Origin of the sequence: Isoptericola haloaureus (assembly GCF_036689775.1) — a bacterium.
Lineage (GTDB): Bacteria > Actinomycetota > Actinomycetes > Actinomycetales > Cellulomonadaceae > Isoptericola > Isoptericola haloaureus.
Genome location: NZ_JBAGLP010000120.1, coordinates 191,450 through 209,240, shown reverse-complemented (window position 1 = coordinate 209,240; position 17,791 = coordinate 191,450). Strand labels below are relative to the sequence as shown.

Annotated in this window: 17 protein-coding genes; 10 read left to right on the top strand and 7 right to left on the bottom strand. The window is 75.2% G+C overall.

Annotated features, from left to right (window positions below; translation table 11 throughout):
• Window positions 1-104: 104 nt before the first annotated feature.
• Window positions 105-770: a pyridoxine/pyridoxamine 5'-phosphate oxidase gene (locus V5O49_RS16305; protein WP_332903146.1), complete on the bottom strand. Its 666-nt coding sequence runs from the start codon at window positions 768-770 to the stop codon at window positions 105-107.
• A gap of 193 nt (window positions 771-963) precedes the next feature.
• On the opposite strand from V5O49_RS16305, the gene V5O49_RS16300 reads away from it, so the two are divergent.
• On the top strand, window positions 964-1,683 hold the full coding sequence (locus V5O49_RS16300; RefSeq protein ID WP_332903145.1) for a hypothetical protein: 720 nt from the start codon (window positions 964-966) through the stop codon (window positions 1,681-1,683).
• A gap of 21 nt (window positions 1,684-1,704) precedes the next feature.
• Here the strand turns inward: V5O49_RS16300 and V5O49_RS16295 are convergent, their stop codons facing one another.
• Complete coding sequence (locus V5O49_RS16295) at window positions 1,705-2,922, bottom strand: GNAT family N-acetyltransferase (RefSeq protein ID WP_332903144.1); 1,218 nt, start codon at window positions 2,920-2,922, stop codon at window positions 1,705-1,707.
• Window positions 2,923-2,958: 36 nt separating this feature from the next.
• Between V5O49_RS16295 and V5O49_RS16290 the strand changes: the two genes are divergently transcribed.
• The 3 genes from V5O49_RS16290 to V5O49_RS16280 are packed head-to-tail and all read left to right on the top strand — an operon-like array spanning window position 2,959 to window position 6,353.
• On the top strand, window positions 2,959-4,308 hold the full coding sequence (locus V5O49_RS16290) for an MFS transporter (protein ID WP_332903143.1): 1,350 nt from the start codon (window positions 2,959-2,961) through the stop codon (window positions 4,306-4,308).
• Complete coding sequence (locus V5O49_RS16285) at window positions 4,305-5,336, top strand: NAD-dependent epimerase/dehydratase family protein (RefSeq protein ID WP_332903142.1); 1,032 nt, start codon at window positions 4,305-4,307, stop codon at window positions 5,334-5,336. Before V5O49_RS16290 ends, V5O49_RS16285 begins: the two co-directional genes overlap by 4 nt.
• Before the next feature lie 9 nt (window positions 5,337-5,345).
• Entirely contained in the window at window positions 5,346-6,353 is a 1,008-nt protein-coding gene (locus V5O49_RS16280; protein WP_332903141.1) for a DUF2804 domain-containing protein, read from the top strand.
• 22 nt (window positions 6,354-6,375) lie between these two features.
• Here V5O49_RS16280 and V5O49_RS16275 read toward each other — a convergent pair whose 3' ends face one another.
• Entirely contained in the window at window positions 6,376-7,962 is a 1,587-nt protein-coding gene (locus V5O49_RS16275; protein WP_332903140.1) for an HNH endonuclease signature motif containing protein, read from the bottom strand.
• Between the two features lie 121 nt (window positions 7,963-8,083).
• Complete coding sequence (locus tag V5O49_RS16270) at window positions 8,084-8,992, bottom strand: DUF2599 domain-containing protein (RefSeq protein ID WP_332903139.1); 909 nt, start codon at window positions 8,990-8,992, stop codon at window positions 8,084-8,086.
• A 74-nt stretch (window positions 8,993-9,066) separates the two neighbouring features.
• Between V5O49_RS16270 and V5O49_RS16265 the strand changes: the two genes are divergently transcribed.
• Complete coding sequence (locus V5O49_RS16265; RefSeq protein WP_332903138.1) at window positions 9,067-9,906, top strand: siderophore-interacting protein; 840 nt, start codon at window positions 9,067-9,069, stop codon at window positions 9,904-9,906.
• A gap of 67 nt (window positions 9,907-9,973) precedes the next feature.
• Here V5O49_RS16265 and V5O49_RS16260 read toward each other — a convergent pair whose 3' ends face one another.
• Window positions 9,974-10,897 (bottom strand): NADP-dependent oxidoreductase, encoded by a 924-nt coding sequence (locus V5O49_RS16260; RefSeq protein ID WP_332903137.1) that lies wholly within the window; start codon window positions 10,895-10,897, stop codon window positions 9,974-9,976.
• Window positions 10,898-11,038: 141 nt separating this feature from the next.
• On the opposite strand from V5O49_RS16260, the gene V5O49_RS16255 reads away from it, so the two are divergent.
• Both V5O49_RS16255 and V5O49_RS16250 read left to right on the top strand, forming a co-directional pair.
• Complete coding sequence (locus tag V5O49_RS16255) at window positions 11,039-11,824, top strand: hypothetical protein (protein WP_332903136.1); 786 nt, start codon at window positions 11,039-11,041, stop codon at window positions 11,822-11,824.
• On the top strand, window positions 11,824-12,525 hold the full coding sequence (locus V5O49_RS16250) for a class F sortase (RefSeq protein ID WP_332903135.1): 702 nt from the start codon (window positions 11,824-11,826) through the stop codon (window positions 12,523-12,525). Before V5O49_RS16255 ends, V5O49_RS16250 begins: the two co-directional genes overlap by 1 nt.
• A 3-nt stretch (window positions 12,526-12,528) precedes the next feature.
• Here V5O49_RS16250 and V5O49_RS16245 read toward each other — a convergent pair whose 3' ends face one another.
• On the bottom strand, window positions 12,529-14,991 hold the full coding sequence (locus V5O49_RS16245; protein ID WP_332903134.1) for an ATP-dependent DNA ligase: 2,463 nt from the start codon (window positions 14,989-14,991) through the stop codon (window positions 12,529-12,531).
• A 129-nt stretch (window positions 14,992-15,120) separates the two neighbouring features.
• Between V5O49_RS16245 and V5O49_RS16240 the strand changes: the two genes are divergently transcribed.
• The 3 genes from V5O49_RS16240 (at window position 15,121) to ku (ending at window position 17,120) form a co-directional block, all read left to right on the top strand.
• Window positions 15,121-15,996, top strand: a complete 876-nt coding sequence (locus V5O49_RS16240) for an SGNH/GDSL hydrolase family protein (protein ID WP_332903133.1) — start codon at window positions 15,121-15,123, stop codon at window positions 15,994-15,996.
• 71 nt (window positions 15,997-16,067) lie between these two features.
• Window positions 16,068-16,289, top strand: coding sequence for an SCO4848 family membrane protein (locus V5O49_RS16235; RefSeq protein ID WP_332903132.1), 222 nt, complete (start codon window positions 16,068-16,070; stop codon window positions 16,287-16,289).
• A 39-nt stretch (window positions 16,290-16,328) separates the two neighbouring features.
• A complete protein-coding gene (ku, locus tag V5O49_RS16230) occupies window positions 16,329-17,120 on the top strand; it encodes a non-homologous end joining protein Ku (RefSeq protein WP_332903131.1) in 792 nt (263 codons plus the stop codon).
• Window positions 17,121-17,166: 46 nt separating this feature from the next.
• Here ku and V5O49_RS16225 read toward each other — a convergent pair whose 3' ends face one another.
• The gene (locus V5O49_RS16225) at window positions 17,167-17,697 is read right to left on the bottom strand and encodes a TetR/AcrR family transcriptional regulator (protein ID WP_332903130.1); all 531 of its coding nucleotides are present in this window, start codon (window positions 17,695-17,697) and stop codon (window positions 17,167-17,169) included.
• Between the last annotated feature and the right edge of the window lie 94 nt (window positions 17,698-17,791).

Here is a 17,791-nt window from a genome sequence, read left to right as displayed (position 1 = left end):
AATGAGAGCAACGTCACAGGCGCTCTGACCTGGAGTGACGCAGGTCACATCGCCCGCCGAGCGCCCACGCAGGTCACGCCGTCGGCCCGTCGTGAGGGCACGACTCAGGGCCAGAGCAGCTCCGTGGTCCATGCCGTCGGCCCGGTGCCCCGGCGGTAGCGCAGGCGCGTCTGACCGGTCCCGGCACCGGTCTGCCAGAACTCGACCGAGAACGGGGACAGCCGCCAGGCCGTCCACGTGGACGGGACGCGCCGCGGGTCCGCCCGCACCTCCTGCAGCGCCTCGGCCCACGCCTCCCGGTGCTCGGCCAGGTCGTCGAGCACCTCGCTCTGGTGGTCGACCAGCCCCGTCGCCCGCGACACGTCGGAGCGGCGCCGGAAGTCCTCGACGCCGACGTCCGGGTGCGAGGACACGGTGCCCGTCACGCGGACCTGCCGTCCGATCTCGCGCCACAGGAAGGTCAGCGCGGCGTGCGGGTTCTCCGCGAGGTGGCGGCCCTTCGGGCTGGTGGCGTGACCGGCGAACCACCAGCCTCCGGCGTCGAGGTCCGTCAGCAGCACGGTGCGCGCGTCCACGACGGCGCCGCCGCCGGCCGTGGACAGCGTCATGGCGTGCGGGGCGTAGGCCCCCGCCGCCACGGCGTCGTCGAACCACGCGGTGAACAGGTCGTGCGGGGTGGGCGGCACCGCGTCCGGGTCGGAGATCTGCCCGTCGGGCAGGCCGTCGGGGAACATCGGCAGGTCGCGGAGTCTCTCGCGAAAGCCCGGCACGTGCTCTCCTCCCGGTCGGCGGCGTCCCTCCCGCCACCGTACCGACCCCGGACCGTGACCGTACCGACCCCGGGCGCGCGCCGGGCGGGTGATCCTGCACCGTTCTCGCCTGCGGTTTCGCCCGGTCTCTTGTGCGGGCGGGGGTGACCGGCGACGATGAGGTCAGGACCGTGCTGTCGGGCGAAGGAGAGCGATGACGTACCCGCCGGGAGCTTCGCCCCGCCCCGACGGCGGCCGGCGGATCGCGCGCCGCCGCGTCGAGCCGAGCAGCGGTGCCATGACCTCCGTCGCGACGCTCCTGCCCGCAGAGCCCGCACCGCAGCCTGCACCGCGGCCCGCCCGGCCCGGCCCGACGACGCCCGTCTGGACGGCGACGCGGGTCCAGACGGCGCTGATCGCCGCGGCGCTCGTGCTGGCCCTGGTGGCCACCCTGGGGGTGGCGATGCTCTGGTCGGCGAACCGCAAGCTCGCCGGCGAGGTCGAGGCCGCGGTGCAGCGCACCGAGATCGCCGAGGCCGAGGCCGCCCGGCTGCGCGTCGCCGTCGACGAGGCGCCCGACACGGCCACCGTCGACGCGCTGTCGGGGCGGGTCGACGGCGTGGAGGCGTGGACCGGGATGCCGCAGGAGGGCATCGACGGCATGGACGACCTGCAGACGCGCCTGCTGGAGGTCTCCAACGGCATCGACAGCCTCGAGACGAACCTGCAGGACAGCCTCGGCACCGTGCGCAACGACCTGGCCACGGTGCGCAACGACCTGTCCGCCGGCCCCGAGCCGCCGTCGGTCGCGGACGTCGACGCGCTGCGTCGCGAGCTCAGCGGGTTGCGCAGCTCGATCGACGGGATCCGGCAGGACGTCGGCGTGCTCTGCTGGGCCCTGGGCTACCGCAAGGACGTCTCCGCCTCCTGCTGAGCGAGGGTCTGCTCGCGCAGGTCAGAAGTAGTCGCGCACGTGCACCGGTCTGCCGGTCCACAGCGCGTCCCAGACGGCGTCGTGCTCCGTCGGCCCGTCCAGGTGCCCGGCCAGCCGCAGGTTCGCGCACGACTGGGACCCCGCGTACGACTGGGCCAGACCGCCGGCGGTGAACGTCGGGCGGTCCGACGCGGACCCGGCGGGCCCGGCGTCCGCGACGACCTCCGCGGCGCCGTCGTGCACCCGCAGCAGCCACGACCCCTCCAGGTCCGGGGTGCGTGGGTCGCGGACCGCGAAGGGCACCTGCACCGTCCACGGGGCGAGCCGGGCCGACCCCAGCGCCCCGGGGACGTCCAGCAGCCGCAGCATGTACGGCCGGGACGTCGTCGTGGCGGCGTGGTCCGGCAGCACGAGCCGGCCGACGTCCGCCCCGGACCAGGCGCCCGACGTCGAGACGCGGGCCGCCCCCACGACGGTGGCGAAGGACCCGAGCACGAACCACAGCGCCCGGGCGGCGTCCGGGGTGAGCGCCACGAGGTCGTCGACCTCGAGGTCGGTCGTGCGGTCGTGGCCGGTCGCGCGCGTCCAGCTCACGAACCCCAGGACGGTGCCGTCGGACGCGTCGACGGCGAGGCTGACTCCCGTGTAGTCGGCGTCCGGCCCGACCATCTCGTCGGCCTCCATGGCGAACGGTGCCTCGGACCGGGTCAACGGACCGTTCTGGGCGGCCGCCCATCGTTCGTACACCGCGCGGACCGCCGGGACGTCCGCCGCTCGCGCGCGGCGCGTGAGGACACCCGCCGGCCGGCGCAGCCCCGCGAGGACCGACAACGGGACCACGACCTCGTCGTAGGAGCCCACGATCTCGTAGCCCAGGCCGCGGTAGATCCCCGCCGCGGACGGGTACAGGGTCGACACCGTCGCCCCGCGGTCGCGGGCGTCGGCCAGCGTGGCGTCCATCAGCGGACGCAGCAGCCCGGCACCGCGGTGCTCGGCCGCCACCGTGACGCCTCCCAGCCCCGCCGTCGGCACCCGGGCGCCGTGGAACCACGAGGTGAACGAGCGCACCGTCGCCCGGGCCGCGAGCTCGCCGTCGAGCCAGGCGCCCCACGGCCGGGAGCCGGCCGGGGGCCACGCGTCGGCCGTCGGCGCGGACGCGGCGCCGCCGAACGCCTCGTGCTGGAGCCGCTGGGACGCGGCCGCGTCGTCGAACGGGATGCGGCGGATGTCGAGGTCCACGCCACGACGATATCCGCGCGGGCGTAGCGTGACGCTGTGGACACCGCGGTTCAGCGGCGCGTGCTGATCGTCGCCATCCTCGCCTCGTTCGTCTCGTTCCTCGACGGGACGGTCGTCAACGTCGCCCTGCCCGCGATCGCCGACGAGCTCGGCGGCCCGGGCGAGGCCGGCCTGACGCTGCAGCAGTGGGTGGTCGACGGCTACCTGGTGACCCTCGGGTCCTTCATCCTGCTGGCCGGGTCGCTGTCCGACGTGCACGGCCGCCGCCGGGTGCTGCTGTGGGGGCTGGTCGGGTTCGCCGTCGCCTCCGTGCTGTGCGCGCTGGCGCCCACCGGACCGGTGCTGGTCGTCGCCCGGCTGCTGCAGGGGGTCGCGGGCGCCCTGCTGGTCCCGAGCTCGCTGGCGCTGATCATCTCGACGTTCGACGGGCCGGAGCAAGGCCGCGCGATCGGCCGCTGGACGGCCTGGACCGGCACGGCGATGATCGTCGGACCGTTCGTCGGCGGGGGGCTGGTCGACCTCATCTCCTGGCGCTGGGTGTTCTGGATCAACGTGCCCGTCGTGGTGATCACGCTGCTGCTGCTGCGCCGCGTGCCCGAGGCCGAGGTCACGATCCGACGCCGCATCGACGTCCCCGGGGCGCTCCTCGCCGCGCTGGGGCTGGCCGCCGCCGTGCTGGGCCTCATCGAGGAGTGGTGGCCGGTCGTCGTCGGCGGCGCCGTGCTGCTGGCCGCGTTCGTCGTCGTCGAGCGGCGGGCACCCGACCCGATGCTCCCGCTGCGCCTCTTCCGGGCGCGGACCTTCGCGTGGGGGAACGTGGCGACCTTCGCCGTGTACGGGGCGCTGGCGTTCGGCGGGTTCGTCCTGACGATCTTCCTCCAGCAGGTCGCCGGGTACTCGGCCACCGCCGCCGGGGTCGCCCAGCTGCCGACGACGTTCGCGATGCTGGCGCTGTCGACCCGGTTCGGCACGCTGGCCGGACGGTACGGCGCCCGCTGGTTCATGACCGTCGGCCCCGTCGTGGCCGGGTGCGGTTTCCTGCTGATGCTGACGATGGACGAGCAGGCGACGTACCTCACGCAGGTGCTGCCCGGCATCCTCGTGTTCGGCCTCGGGCTGTCGATCACGGTGGCCCCCCTGACCGCCGCGATCCTCGGTGCGGTGCCGGCGACGGACGCCGGGATCGCCTCGGCGGTCAACAACGCCGTCTCCCGGGTCGCCGGGCTCGTCGTGATCGCGTTCGCGGGCGTCATCCTCGGCGGCGTGCTGGACGTCGAGTCGTTCCACCGGGCGCTCCTGGTGACCGCGGCGCTGCTCGTCGCGGGGGGTCTGGTCAGCATGGTCGGCATCGGGGACACCCGGACGGCGCCGGAGCAGGTCTCGTGAGGCTGCTCGTCCTCGGCGGCACGGTGTTCCTCTCGCGCGCCGTCGCCGCCCTCGGCGTCGCCCGGGGCCACGAGGTTGTCGCCGTGCACCGCGGACGGTCCGGCACCGTGCCCGGCGGCGTGCGGCAGGTCGTCCACGACCGCGCCGAGCCGCTGCCCGCCGGCCTCGCCGCCGAGCGGTTCGACGCCGTCGTCGACGTCGCACGGACCCCGTCGCACGTGCGGCGGGCTGTCGAGGCCTGGCCCGACGCGCACCGGGTGCTGGTCTCGACGATCAGCGTCTACGCCGATCCTGCCGATCCCGGCGGCCCCGGTGTCGGGCGGCTGGTCGACCCCGAGCCGGACGACGTCGACCTCGCGGCCCACGCCGACGCGTACGGCGCGATGAAGGTGGCCTGCGAGCGCCTGGTGCTGGACGGCTGCGCGAGCGCCGCCGTCGTGCGGCCCGGGCTCGTCGTCGGACCCGGCGACCCGTCCGGGCGGTTCAGCTACTGGCCCGCGCGGATGCAGCGGGTGCTGGACGCCGGTCCGGACGAGGCCGCCGCCGCGGACGTCCTGGCGCCGGGCGACCCGTCGGCCATCGTCCAGGTGGTCGACGTGCGCGACCTCGCCGCCTGGGTCCTCGACCTCGCCGAGCGGCGGACCGCGGGTGTGTACGACGCCGTCGGTCACACCGTCCCGATCGCGGACCTGCTGGCCGCCGTCGCCCGCGGGTGCGGGGCCGTCCCGCGGTGGCGGTGGGTCGACGACGAACGGTTGTCCGCGCTCGACGTGCGGCCCTGGGCCGGGCCGAGGTCGCTGCCGCTGTGGCTGCCGCGCCCGGCCTACGACGGGATGCTCGCGCACGATCCGGGCCCGGCGCTCGCGGCGGGGCTGTCGGTGCGCCCGGTGGAGGAGACCGCCGCCGACGTGCTCGACCGCTGGCGTGCGGACCCGGACGCCCCGGTGACGGGGCTGACCGCGGCGGAGGAGGCCGAGGTGCTGGCGCGGGTGCCGGGTCTCGGGGACACGGGTGGGCGGTCCGGCTAGGCTCGCGCCGTGACCGAGGACGAGATCACGCGCACCGTCGCGCTGTGCCGCCCGGACGGGTCGTTGAACCCGGGGGCCGTCGGCTGGACGCGCACGCCGCTGCACGACACCTCCGGGATCGGCCGGGGGCTGCGGGGGCGCGGCCGGGACAAGCGGTGGGAGTACTGGGCGCTCGTGACGCCGACGCACGTCGTCGGCGTGACCACCTCGGCCCTCGACTACGCCGCGCTGCACGAGGTGTACGTGCTGGACCGGGCCACCGGGGGAGAGCTGGACGAGGTCGTGATCGCACCGCTGAACCGGTCCGCGTCCCTGCCCGCGTCCCTCGGGACGGGGCCTGTGCGCTCGCGGACGCGGCGGGTCGCGGTCGCCGTGGACGAGTCCCGGGACGGGACGGCGACCCGGCTGCGCGCCCGGACGCCGCGCGTCGGCCTCGACGTCCTCGTGGACCGCCCGGCCGGGCACGAGGTCCTGGGGGTCGTGGTGCCGTGGTCGGAGCGGCGGTTCCAGTACACCGTCAAGGACGTCGGTCGGCCGGTGCGCGGGATGCTGCGAGTGGACGGGGTCGAGCACCCGGTCGGCGGCGGGGCCGGCGCCGGGGCGTGGGCGGTGCTCGACCACGGCCGGGGCCGCTGGCCGTACGCGGTGCGCTGGCAGTGGGGCGTCGGCTTCCGGGACGGCGTGGGCCTGCAGCTCGGCGGCACGTGGACGCTGCAGGGACCCACGACCGAGAACGGCGTGTTCGTGGACGGCCGGCTGCACAAGCTCCACGGCGAGCTCGACTGGACCTTCGACGAGACCGACCACATGGCGCCGTGGCAGGTGATCGGGGACCGGGTCGACCTGACGTTCACCCCGTGGCACGACCGGGTCGCGCGGACGAACCTCGGCGTCCTCGCCTCGGCGACCGACCAGTGCTTCGGCCGCTGGTCGGGGTCCGTGGTCACCGACGGCGGCGGACGCCTCCTCGTCGACGGTCTCGAGGGGTGGGTCGAGGACGTCCGTCAGCGCTGGTGAGGTGTGGCCGCCCGTCGGCCCGTCAGAACGGAGGCGGGCCCAGGTCGGCGGTCTCGTGCGCTTCCGATGGCACCACCAGTGCTCGGGACGTCCCCCGTGGCAGGGGCGTCGGCGGTGCGACCGGTGGAGTCGGCGGTGCGCGGTGCCGCGTGGTCTCCGGCGGGGGCGGATCGGTGTCGTAGACGCGACCGGTCGGTGAGGTCCATCGCAGCCGTCCCGCGCCGAGCTGGCGGACCCGCCACCGTGTCTGGTGCTTGAGCACGTGGTGGTGACGGCACAGGTGGGCGAGGTTGTCGGCATCGGTCGTTCCACCGTCGGCCCAGGCCACGGTGTGGTCGAGATCGGTGCCCGACACCGGACGGACGCAGCCGGGGAACCGGCAGGTGGCGTCCCGCTCGGCGAGCATCGCCTTGAGGTCGGCGGGCGCCTGGTATGTGGAGCGGCCGACGGACAGCACCGCGCCGGTCTCGGGGTCGGTGAGGATGCGCCGGAACGACGGGGCGTGCGCACACAGCGCACGGGCGGTCTCGGCGTCGACGGGAGTGCGGCCGTCGAGGCTGGCCGGGGCGTCGCCGACGCCCAGCAACGACAGGACCGGGACGGTGAGGTGGACCCGCGGCCGGATCGCGCGGGCGATCGGGGCGAGTGCGCCGACGGGGCGCACCGGGGGACCCAGGGGGCCGGACGGCGAGGACGGCGCCGCGGGGAGCGGCGCCCCGACGGACCGGGCCAGGTCGTCGGCACCGTGCGCGCTGCTGTCGAGCGCGCCGCGATCGAGCGTGCCGTCGTCGAGCAGCAGGTCGGCCAGGACGTCGGCGCGCAGCTGTCCCGTGCTGCGGTCGTCGCCTTCCGCGCGGAGGCGAGTCGCGGTGCTGGTCAGCCGGTCGTGGACGGCGTGGGCGAACGGCGCCGGCAGGTGCGCGGTGAGCCAGGCCATGCCGTCGCGCCCGGGGTCGAGCCAGACCTCGCGACGTGAGGTGGCGTCGGCGTGGCGCACGTCGGCGGGGACCGGGTGGGCCTCCTCCCGGGCGCGGCGAGCCCGTGACCGGAGCTGAGCCGGCGTCGACGTGGCGGCGACCGGGAGCACGCGGGCCTCGACGTGCTCCGCCTCGGCGGGGTCGAGGTCGTCGATCTCGCGCGCGAGGATCTCGGCCTTCGGCCAGGAGACCGTGCCGTCCACGACGGCGCGCACCGTGCGTGGTGCGACCGTGGTCAGCGTCGTGGAGTGGTCCAGGAGCCGCCGTGCGGCGCCGTCGCCGACGTGCAGGGACGTGGCGAGGTCGGCCGTGACGGCGCGCAGTGCGAGCTCCCGCTGCCGTCCGGCGTCGGCCCTCCGGGCGATCGCGTCCTCGGTGTCGACGAGCGAGCCGGGGGAGTAGTCCGCCTGACGTCGGAGCCGGTCGGCCAGCACCGCCCGCAGCCCCTCGAGCGTGTTGACGGCGGCCTGCACCGCCTCGACCGCGTCGAGCGTCGCGTCCAGATCTGCCGGGTGCTCGTCCGCAGAGCCGACGGCATCGAGGCTCGCCACGGCCCTCTGCGTCGCGCGTCGGAGCGCGGCGAGCATCTGGTCGGGTGATGCTCCCCACGACTGGTCCGACATCTGCGTCATGCCAGGTAGACTACCAGAAATAGAACAGATGTTCGATAGTGGATGTGTCGACGCGCTGCTCGTTCCCCGGTCAGGAGGGGTGGCGCAGGGCCGCTGCTGTCCGCTCGTGCCGGCCGCCGGCTCAGCCCTCGTCGGTGGGGTTGCAGCGCGCCGCGAGCACCGCGACCAGACCGACGTCGGGGCGCCACGGCTCGAGGTTCCACGTCGCCTTGTCGGGGGCGCCCAGGGCGTGGCAGACGAGCTGGTCGCGCATCGTCGGCGTGTCGACCTCCGGGTGGGCGGCCGCCAGCTCCGCCCACACGAGCTCGACGCCCGCGGTCCCGGCCGAGCGGGCCCAGTCCGTCGCGTCGACGGCCAGCGACCGGCCGCCCTCCCGTTCGCCCCAGGAAGCGGCGGCGACGCCCGCGGTGCCGAGGGTCGTGACCACTTCCTCGCGTGCACCGTCGCCGGGGGTCGCGCGGCCGTCCCCGGACGTCCCGTCGTCGGCGCTCGCAGCGCCTGCAGCGCCCGTGGTGCTCACGAGCTCCAGGTGCTGCGGGTCGACGTCCCGGAACGTGGCGGGGCCGTCCGGCCGTGTCAGCCCTCCGACCGGGGTCCCGCCGTCGGCGTCGAGCACGCTGACGCTCCCGTCCGCGTGCCGGACGAACCCGCCGTCGTCGAGGGAGAACGTCAGCGGGAGCGTGCCGGTCCCGGTCGACACGGTCCGGGACGTCTCCGTGCCCGCGACTCGTGGGGCGGAGCCCTCGGGCCAGTCGCCGGCGAGGTCCACGACGACGTCGCCCGCCGCGACGCGGAGATGCTGCCCGGCAGCGGACGGTGCCGGCGGCGTCGAGGTGCCGGGCATCGCAGTCGTCGGGTCCGTGGTGGGGGACGCGGTCGCCGGTGGCGCGGGCTCGCCCGTGGCGCCTGCTGCGGCGCCCTCGGGATCGGCGTCCGGGCCGCAGGCGCCCAGCGCCACGACGAGGCACACGGTCACCGCGACGCCGCGGGCCGGGGCGAAGAAGCCGCGAGGAGCGGGGGAGCGCTGCACCCGTCCAGTGTGGGGGTTCCGGCGGGCGGACGGGGCTGGCCACGGCGAGTGAGGTTCGCCTAACCTAGGTCGCGATGAGCAGCAACCCCGGGCGCCGGCCCGTCGAACCGCACGTGCTCGTGGCCGAGGTCGTGGCCACCCAGCAGATCTCGCCGCACCTCGTCCGGGTGACCCTCGGCGGGGAGCAGATGAGCCGTCTCACCTGCCTGGGCGCCGACCAGTGGTTCCGGATGTTCCTGCCGCGTCCCGGCCAGGACGCGATGAAGCTGCCCACCCGCACCTCGAGCCTCGGCTGGTACGCGCAGTACCTCGCCACGCCGCGCTCGCGCCGGCCGTGGGTGCGCAGCTACACGATCCGGGCCGCACGGCCCGAGCTGTCGGAGATCGACGTCGACTTCGTGCTGCACGGTCTGTCCGACGACGGCACCCCGGACGAGCACAGCGGTCCGGCGACGACCTTCGCCGCCACGGCGCGTCCCGGCGACACCGTCGGGATGCTCGACCAGGGCTGCGGGTACGACCCGCCCGAGGACGCGGACTGGACGCTGCTCGTCGCCGACGAGACCGGGCTGCCCGCCGTCGCCGGTATCGGCGAGACGCTGCCCGCGGACGCGCGGGGTCTGGCGATCGTCGAGGTCCCGACGGCCGACGACCGGCAGGACGTGCGGGTGCCCGACGGCGTGGACCTGCTGTGGGTGGAGCGGGACCGGGCCGACCCTGCGGCGGTGCCCGGGCAGGCGGCGCTCGAGGTCGTGCGCGGGGCCCGGTTCCCGGCCGGCTCGGTGTACGCCTTCGTCGTCGGGGAGTCCGGCCTGGCGACCGGGACCCGACGTCACCTGGTCAACGACCGGGGCGTGCCCAAGTCGCACGTGCACTTCGCCGGCTACTGGCGGCACGGGCGCGCCGCGACCTGAGTCGCGGCGCGGCCCGCATCGTGCTGTCCCCGGGGGACGGGGCCGACGGTGTGCGCCGGAGCGGGCGTCAGACCCGCACGACGATCTTGCCGCGCACGTGGCCGGTCTCGCTGGCCCGGTGCGCCGCGGCGGCGTCCGCCAGGTCGTAGACCTCGGCGACCTCGACGCCGACGGTGCCCTCGTCGATCAGGGCGCCGAGCTCGGCCAGGTCCTCCGTCGAGGGGCGCACCCACACGTACTGACCGCCGTGCTCGTCGCGTGCCGCCGGGTCCGCGATCGAGGCGATCGTGCCGCCGGGGGCGAGCACGTCCGCGCTGACCGCCACGGCGTCGCCGCCGACGTAGTCCAGGGCCACGTCGACGCCCTCGGGCGCCAGGGCCCGGACGCGGTCGGCCAGGCCGTCGCCGTACGTCACGGGCTCGGCACCGAGCGACCGCAGGAAGTCGTGGTTGCCCTCGCTCGCGGTGCCGATCACCCGCGCACCGCGGGCCTTCGCGATCTGGACGGCGAACGACCCGACGCCGCCGGCCGCGGCGTGCACCAGCACGGTCTGTCCCGCGCGGACATCGGCGCGGCGGATCGACTGCAGGGCCGTCAGGCCGGTCAGGGGCACCGCGGCCGCCTCCTCGAAGGACAGCGTCGACGGCTTGGGGGCCAGCGTCCGCACCGGAGCGGAGACCAGCTCGGCGAACGTGCCGCCGTGGACCCAGTCCTTGCGGACGTAGCCGTAGACCTCGTCGCCCACCGCGTACTCGGGGGTGTCCAGGCCGACCTGCTCGACGACGCCGGCGACGTCCCATCCCGGCACCACCGGGAACTGGGCGTCGAGCAGCCCGTCGAGGTAGCCCTCGCGCACCTTCCAGTCCACGGGGTTGACCGAGGCCGCCTTCACGCGGACGACGACGGCGTCCGCGCCGGGGTGGGGGTCGGGCTGCTCGGTGAGCTCCAGGACGTCGGCGCTTCCGTACTTCGCGTAGGTGATTGCTCGCATTCCCCGGGCAACCGAGACCCTCGTGGTCGCATTCCGGCACGCGCTGCGAGACGGATCACGATCCCGACCCATCCGCTCCCGCCGGTGCTCCGAACCCTCGATGAGCCGCGAACGTCGCGGCTTGGGACGAAGGGAACGATCATGAAGGCACGTACCCGCGCAGCGCTCACCGCGCCCGCTCTCTCGCTCGCCGGCCTGCTGGCCGTCACCGGTCCGGCCGCCGCGGCCGACGGCACCGCGTCCGGCGACCTGACGCCGGTGCCGCTCAACGGGGTGGACGGCAGCGGCGACGCGATGGTCTGGGTCGAGGGCACGACCCTCACGGTCGAGTTCGCGGCCTCGGGACTGCTCGCCGGCAGCCCCCACGCCGCCCACCTGCACTTCGGCCCGGACGCGGCCAACCAGTGCCCGACCGAGGCCGACGACGCCGACGGTTCCGGCACGATCACCACCTCCGAGGGTGTGCCGTCCTACGGGTCGGTCCAGCTCTCGCTGACCACGTCCGGCGACACGTCCGGCGACTCGGCGCTCGCCGTGGACCGCTTCGACACGGCCGAGGGCGGCAGCATCGACTACCAGCGCGGCGAGATCGAGGTCTCCGAGGACCTCACCGACAACATCCTCGCCGGTGACGTCGCCCTGGTCGTCCACGGCGTCGACTACGACGGCAGCGGTGCCTACGACGGCGACACCGAGTCGGACCTCGACCCGTCGCTGCCCGCCGAGGCCACGGACCCGGCCCTGTGCGGCATCCTCGACGCCGCGCAGATGGACGAGATGCCCGCCGGTGGCGTGCAGACCGGTACCGGTAGCACCGCGGGCGCCGAGCCGGGCGCCCTGATCACGGCCGGTGGCGTCGCGCTGCTCGCCGGTGCGGGCGTCGGCGCCGGGCTGCTCGCCCGCCGTCGCGGCACGCAGGAGTCCTGATGCGGCGCCGACGCGTGGCCGTCGTCCTCGCCGCCGGGCTGGTGCTCGGCGGCGGGACGGCGGTCGCCGTCGGGCTCGGCGACCAGGACACCGGGCCGGGCGAGGTCCCGGCCGCGGCGCCGAGCCCGAGCGGCCCGGCCGGCGGGGCCCTCCCCGCCCCCTCGGCGGCCCCGGCCCCGACGCCCTCCGGCGCGCCGACGTCCGAGGCGCCGACGGCCTCGGCGGCGCCGGAGCAGGCGCCGGAGCACCAGGACGTCGCCCTGCCCGCGACGGTCCGGATCCCGGCCATCGACGTCGACTCCGACCTGCTGCACCTGGGGCTGAACGACGACGGCACCATCGAGGTGCCCGCCGGGGACGACATCGACCGTGCGGCCTGGTTCGACGGGTCGCCGCGGCCCGGCGAGGACGGCCCGGCCGTCATCGAGGGGCACGTCGACAGCCCGAACGGGGCGTCGGTGTTCTACCGCCTCTCGGAGATGCAGCCGGGCCAGGAGATCCACGTCGACCGGCGCGACGGGTCGACCGCGACCTTCGTCGTCGACCGCGTCGAGCAGTACCCGAAGCGCGAGTTCCCCACCCGCGCGGTCTACGCCAACACCGACGGCCCGGAGCTGCGGGTCATCACCTGCGGCGGCGCCTGGGACGCGGACTGGGGCCACTATGTGGACAACACCGTGGTGTACGCCCACGAGGTGTGAGGTTCACTCCACGCGCACCCGGTCGGGCGCCGAGTCCGGCCGGAAGCCGCGCCACACGGCGTGCCGCAGGCTGCCCTCGCCGGGGACGTCGCCGGTCCAGCCGGCGTGCTGGACCTCGACGACCTCGGCGGGGGCCACCCACCGGGCGCCGGCGGCGTCGGCCGCGGGGACGTCGTCGGCCGCCGACGTGGGCTGCTCGTGCGGGGCGAGCCGCGTGACGACCTCGCGCCGCACCCGGTCGGAGAACCCGCTACCGACCCGCCCCACGTACCTCCAGCCGTCGCCCGACGGCAGCGCGAGCAGCAGCCCTCCCGCCGAGCGAGGGTCCTCGGTCGGCGTCCCGGTCCGCAGCGGACGCCAGCCGATCACCACCGCCTCCTGGGTGGGGGCGTGCTTGATCTTGAGCCAGTCGCGCGAGCGGCGGCCCGCCGCGTACCCGGCCCGACGGCGCTTGGCGACCACGCCCTCGAGCCCGAGCCGGCGGGACTCGGCCATCGCCTCCTCGGCCGTGCCCTCCAGCCCCGCCGGCACGTGCACCGGGGGCCGTGGCGACACCAGCCGCTCCAGCGTGGCACGCCGCTCCGTGTAGGGGTGGTCGGTCAGGTCGACGCCGGCGGTGCGCAGCACGTCGAAGAGGACGAGGTCGACGCCGACCCGTCGGCGGGCACGCTCCACGTCGCGGGGTCCGGCGAGGTTGGCCCGCTGCTGCAACCGGCGGAAGCTCGGCCGCGCGTCCCCGTCCAGGGCGACGATCTCCCCGTCGAGCACGAGGGGCAGCTCCTCGGCCGGCACCATCTCGCCCAGCGCCTGCAGCTCGGGGAACGTCGGCGTGAGGTCGCGACCCGAGCGGGACGTGAGCCGGACCCCGGCTCTGCCGGCAGCATCGTCGGGCGGCAGGACCTCCGCGATCGCGCGGAACCCGTCCCACTTGACCTCGAACGCCCAGTCGGCCGGGTCGAGCCGGGCCAGCTCGGCCGGGGGAGCGCTGGTGGCGAGCATGGGGCGGGGCGCCCGGGCGGGATCTGTCGGAGCCGACGTGGGTCCCGCGACGGCAGCCTCGCCGGGCTGGGCCTTGGTGCGGTGGATCAGCCACGACCGCTGGTCGTCTCCGCCGCGCCCGCCGGTCCGGATCAGGGCGAGCCGCCGCGACCCGCGGCGCTCGCTGTGCAGCGTGACGATGACCTCCGCACCCTCGCGCCACTTCTCGAGGTCGTAGGTGCCGGCGTCCCAGATCGTCACCTCGCCGCCGCCGTACTCCCCGGCCGGGATCGTGCCCTCGAAGTCGCCGTAGGCCAGCGGGTGGTCCTCGGTCTGCACGGCGAGGTGGTTCCGGTCGGGATCGGCGGGCTCGCCCTTGGGCAGCGCCCAGCTGACCAGGACGCCCTCGTGCTCCAGCCGGAAGTCCCAGTGCAGCCGGCGGGCGTGGTGCTCCTGGATCACGAACCGCGGCGCCGCGTCGGCGGGGCGGGAGGCGCCCGAGGAGAACGGCTCGGGGGTGCGTCCCGGGTCGCGCTTGGCGCGGTACGTCTCCAGCCGGTCGAAGGTCGCCAGGTGTTCCGGCGTGGGCTCCAGGCGGTCCAGGTGGCCGGCCAGCAGCGGGGCGAGCAGGTCGCCGTCGCGGTCGATCCGCTCGAGGACCTCGGCGTGGTCGAGCTGGCGGAGGTCGGGGTCGTCGAGCTCGTCCCACGTCCGCGGGGCGGCGACCGTCGGCTGCGCGCGTCCCCGCAGGGAGTAGGGGGTGATCGTGGTCTTGGAGCCGTTGTTCTGCGACCAGTCGACGAACACCTTGCCGGTCCGCAGCGACCGCTTCATCTCGGCCACGACGTGGTCGGGGTGCTCGGTGGCGAGGTGCTGGGCGAGCTCCTTGGCGACGGCGGAGACGTCGTCGCTGGTGAGCGTCCCGTGCGGGCCCGTCAGCGGCGCGTACAGGTGCAGTCCCTTGGACCCGCTGGTCACCGGCAGCAGGTCGAGACCCATCCCGGCGACGATCTCTCGGGCCCAGCGGGCGACCTGCGCGCACTCGGGCAGCCCGACCCCGGGGCCCGGGTCGAGGTCGAGCACCATCCGGTCCGGCGGCAGCGGGTCGCCGGTGCGCCCGAACCGCCACTGCGGCACGTGGATCTCCAGCGTCGCCGTCTGACCGAGCCAGGTGAGCGTGGCCAGGTCGTCGACGAGCACGTAGTCGTTGACGGAGTGCCGGTGGCGGATGGTGTGCCGCGGCACCCAGTCGGGGGTGGAGGCGTCGAGGTTCTTCTGGAAGAACGACTGCCCCTCGACCCCGTCGGGCCAGCGCTTGCGGGTGGCGGGTCGGTGCGCGGCGTGCGGGATCAGGACGTCGGCGACCGTGGCGAGGTACTGCAGCACCTCGCCCTTCGTGGTGCCGGTGGCGGGGTAGAGCACCTTGTCGAGGTTGGTCAGCGACAGGGTGCGGCCCGCCACCGTGACGCGCTGGGCCTGCGGGCTCACGAGCCCATCCTGGCGGTGCCCGGGGCGACGCGCAGCGCGCAGGGCGTGCGAGTGCGGTCCGTCGGTCCGAGACTCTCCACGGTGCTCGGTGTCGAGCATCTGCGGCACGAACGGCGAAGGAGCTGTCCCATGAACGCATCGCGTCGGGCACGTCGTGGTCCCACGGCCTGGGTCGCGGCACTGGCCGTCGGCCTCGCCACCCTGGTCTCCGCCCCCGCGGCGACGGCGGCTCCGCCCCCCGACGAGTACGTCGCCCTGGGGGACTCGTACGCCGCCGGCTCCGGCATCCTGCCCCTCGACCCGTCGGCGCCGCCCCGGTGCCTCCGGGCCACGCGCAACTACCCGAAGCTCGTCGCCGGCGCGCTCGGTGCCGACCTGACCGACGTCACCTGCGGCGGGGCCGAGACGGCCGACCTGTACGACCGCCAGTACCGGCGGGTGCCGGCCCAGCTCGACGCGGTCACGAGGAAGACGGACCTGGTGACCGTCACCATCGGCGGGAACGACAACGACGTCTTCAGCGGGGCGATCCTGGCGTGCGGGTCGCTGGGCGGCCTGACCCGCGGGTACGGCAGCCCGTGCGAGCACGTCTACGGCGACTACTTCGTCGACCGGGTCGAGCAGCGGACCTATCCTGCCGTGCGGCAGGCGCTCGTCGACGTCCAGCGCCGGGCGCCGCGGGCCGACGTCGTGGTCGTCGGGTACCCGTGGCTGCTGCCGCCGCAGGACGGGTGCTACCCCGAGCTGCCCTTCGCGCAGGGGGACGTGCCCTACCTGCGCGACCTGCAGGCCACGCTCAACGGCGTGATCGAGCGCGCCGCGCGGGAGACCGGGGCGGTCTTCGTCGACCTCTCCGTCGTCAGCGAGGGGCGCGACGCGTGCTCCGGGGCCGGGACGCGGTGGGTCGAGCCCCTGCTCGACGGGTCCGGGGTGGTGCCGCTCCACCCGAACGCCCGCGGCGAGGCCGGCATGGCCGACGCCGTCCTGGCGACGCTCGGGAGCTGAGCCGCGAGGGGCCGCGGGCGGCGTGCCGACGGGCGCGCCGCCCGCGCGCCGGGAGTGCGATACTCGGCGCCGTGGAGATCCCCGTCGCCTGGTCCGTCGTCCTGCTCGTCGCCGCCGTGTGGAACCTCGTGGTGTGGCCGCAGTTCTGGCGGCGCGTGACCAAGGACCCGCGGTCCCGCGACGACGCCGGCCGCGCGACCCGCTTCTACACGGTGCACGCCGTGCTCGTGGGGGTGTCCCTGCTCCTGGGCGTGCTGGTGGGCGTGGTCGGTGTGCTGGGGCTGCTCGGCTGACCGGTCGCGTCCCGTGACCGCCCGCGTGACCATGGGGTGATGAGGGCGATCTGGAAGGGCGCCGTGACGTTCGGTCTGGTGAACGTCCCGGTGAAGATCTACAGCGCCACCGAGGACCACGACGTGTCGCTGCACCAGGTGCACGACGCCGACGGCGGACGGATCCGCTACCGGCGCGTGTGCGAGGTGTGCGGCGAGACGGTCCCGTACGAGCACATCGACAAGGCCTACGACGACGGCGAGCACGTGGTGGTGCTGACGCGGGAGGACTTCGCGGCCCTGCCGGCGGAGTCGAACCGGGAGATCGAGGTCGTCGAGTTCGTGCCGAGCGACCAGGTCGACCCGATCCTCCTCGACCGGACGTACTACCTGGAGCCGGACTCGAAGAGCCCCAAGGCGTACGTGCTGCTGCGGCGCACCCTGGAGGAGACCGACCGCACCGCCATCGTGAAGTTCGCGCTGCGCCAGCGCACCCGGCTGGCGGCGCTGCGGGTGCGGGACGAGGTCCTGACGCTGCAGACGCTGCTGTGGGCCGACGAGATCCGCGCCGCGGAGTTCCCGGCGCTGGACGGGTCGACCTCGGTGAGCGACTCCGAGCTGGCGATGTCCGCCCAGCTGGTGTCCGCCTACGAGGCGGACTTCGCGCCCGAGGAGTACATCGACGAGTACCAGGCCCAGCTGCGGCAGCTCATCGACGCGAAGATCGAGAAGGGCGACACGATGGACGCGGCCGAGACGTTCGGCGAGCAGCCGGAGGGCGAGGGTGCCGAGGTCGTCGACCTCATGGAGGCCTTGCGGCGGTCGGTGGCCGCCCAGCGCAGGACCGGCTGAGGGCGCAGGACCGGCCGACGGCGCACGCCCGGGCCGGCGGTCCCGCTCAGGACGCGGCAGGTCGCCGCAGACGCTCCACCAGGGCGAGCAGCTCCTCCAGGGGCGGGGGAGCCGCGCCCAGCGAGGCGCGGTGGTAGATGCCGTCCGACAGCAGCACGACGGTCCGCGCGAGGGCGGCGTCGCCCACCTGCTCGGCCACGGTGTCCGTCCACGCCTGCTCGGCGGCGTCGAGCGCGCTGCGGGCGCGGGGGTAGGCGCCGCGGGCGAGCTCGGCCACCGCGAGATAGGTGCGGTCGAACTCGTTGCCGACGTCCGACGACGTACGGAGCAGGTAGTACACCGGGCCCTCGGGGGCGGCCCGCATCGCGGCGACGTCGGCGGCGATGAGCGCGGTCAGGTGTTCCACGAGCCCGTCGACGAGGGCGTCCTTGGAGCCGAAGTGGTACAGCAGCCCGCCCTTGGAGACGCCGGCGTGGTCGGCGACCGCGTCGAGGGTGGCCGACCGTTCGCCGGAGGTGACGAGCAGGTCGGTGAACGCCTGGAGCACCTTGGCGCGTGCTGCGGGTGGGGGAGGCATGGTTGCACCCTACCGGCGGAGAGGTTACTGTACCGACTAGACGGTGCAGAAGTCCGACGCGACGCGTCGCCCTGGCCGTCGTGTGCTGTGAAAG

Excerpts from the sequence above, each read along its gene's own strand:
- V5O49_RS16300 (WP_332903145.1), top strand. The coding sequence starts at position 964 with ATGACGTACCCGCCGGGAGCTTCGCCCCGCCCCGACGGCGGCCGGCGG.
- V5O49_RS16275 (WP_332903140.1), bottom strand. The coding sequence starts at position 7,962 with ATGACGCAGATGTCGGACCAGTCGTGGGGAGCATCACCCGACCAGATG.
- V5O49_RS16265 (WP_332903138.1), top strand. The coding sequence starts at position 9,067 with ATGAGCAGCAACCCCGGGCGCCGGCCCGTCGAACCGCACGTGCTCGTG.
- V5O49_RS16260 (WP_332903137.1), bottom strand. The coding sequence starts at position 10,897 with ATGCGAGCAATCACCTACGCGAAGTACGGAAGCGCCGACGTCCTGGAG.
- V5O49_RS16255 (WP_332903136.1), top strand. The coding sequence starts at position 11,039 with ATGAAGGCACGTACCCGCGCAGCGCTCACCGCGCCCGCTCTCTCGCTC.
- V5O49_RS16250 (WP_332903135.1), top strand. The coding sequence starts at position 11,824 with ATGCGGCGCCGACGCGTGGCCGTCGTCCTCGCCGCCGGGCTGGTGCTC.
- V5O49_RS16240 (WP_332903133.1), top strand. The coding sequence starts at position 15,121 with ATGAACGCATCGCGTCGGGCACGTCGTGGTCCCACGGCCTGGGTCGCG.
- ku (WP_332903131.1), top strand. The coding sequence starts at position 16,329 with ATGAGGGCGATCTGGAAGGGCGCCGTGACGTTCGGTCTGGTGAACGTC.
- V5O49_RS16225 (WP_332903130.1), bottom strand. The coding sequence starts at position 17,697 with ATGCCTCCCCCACCCGCAGCACGCGCCAAGGTGCTCCAGGCGTTCACC.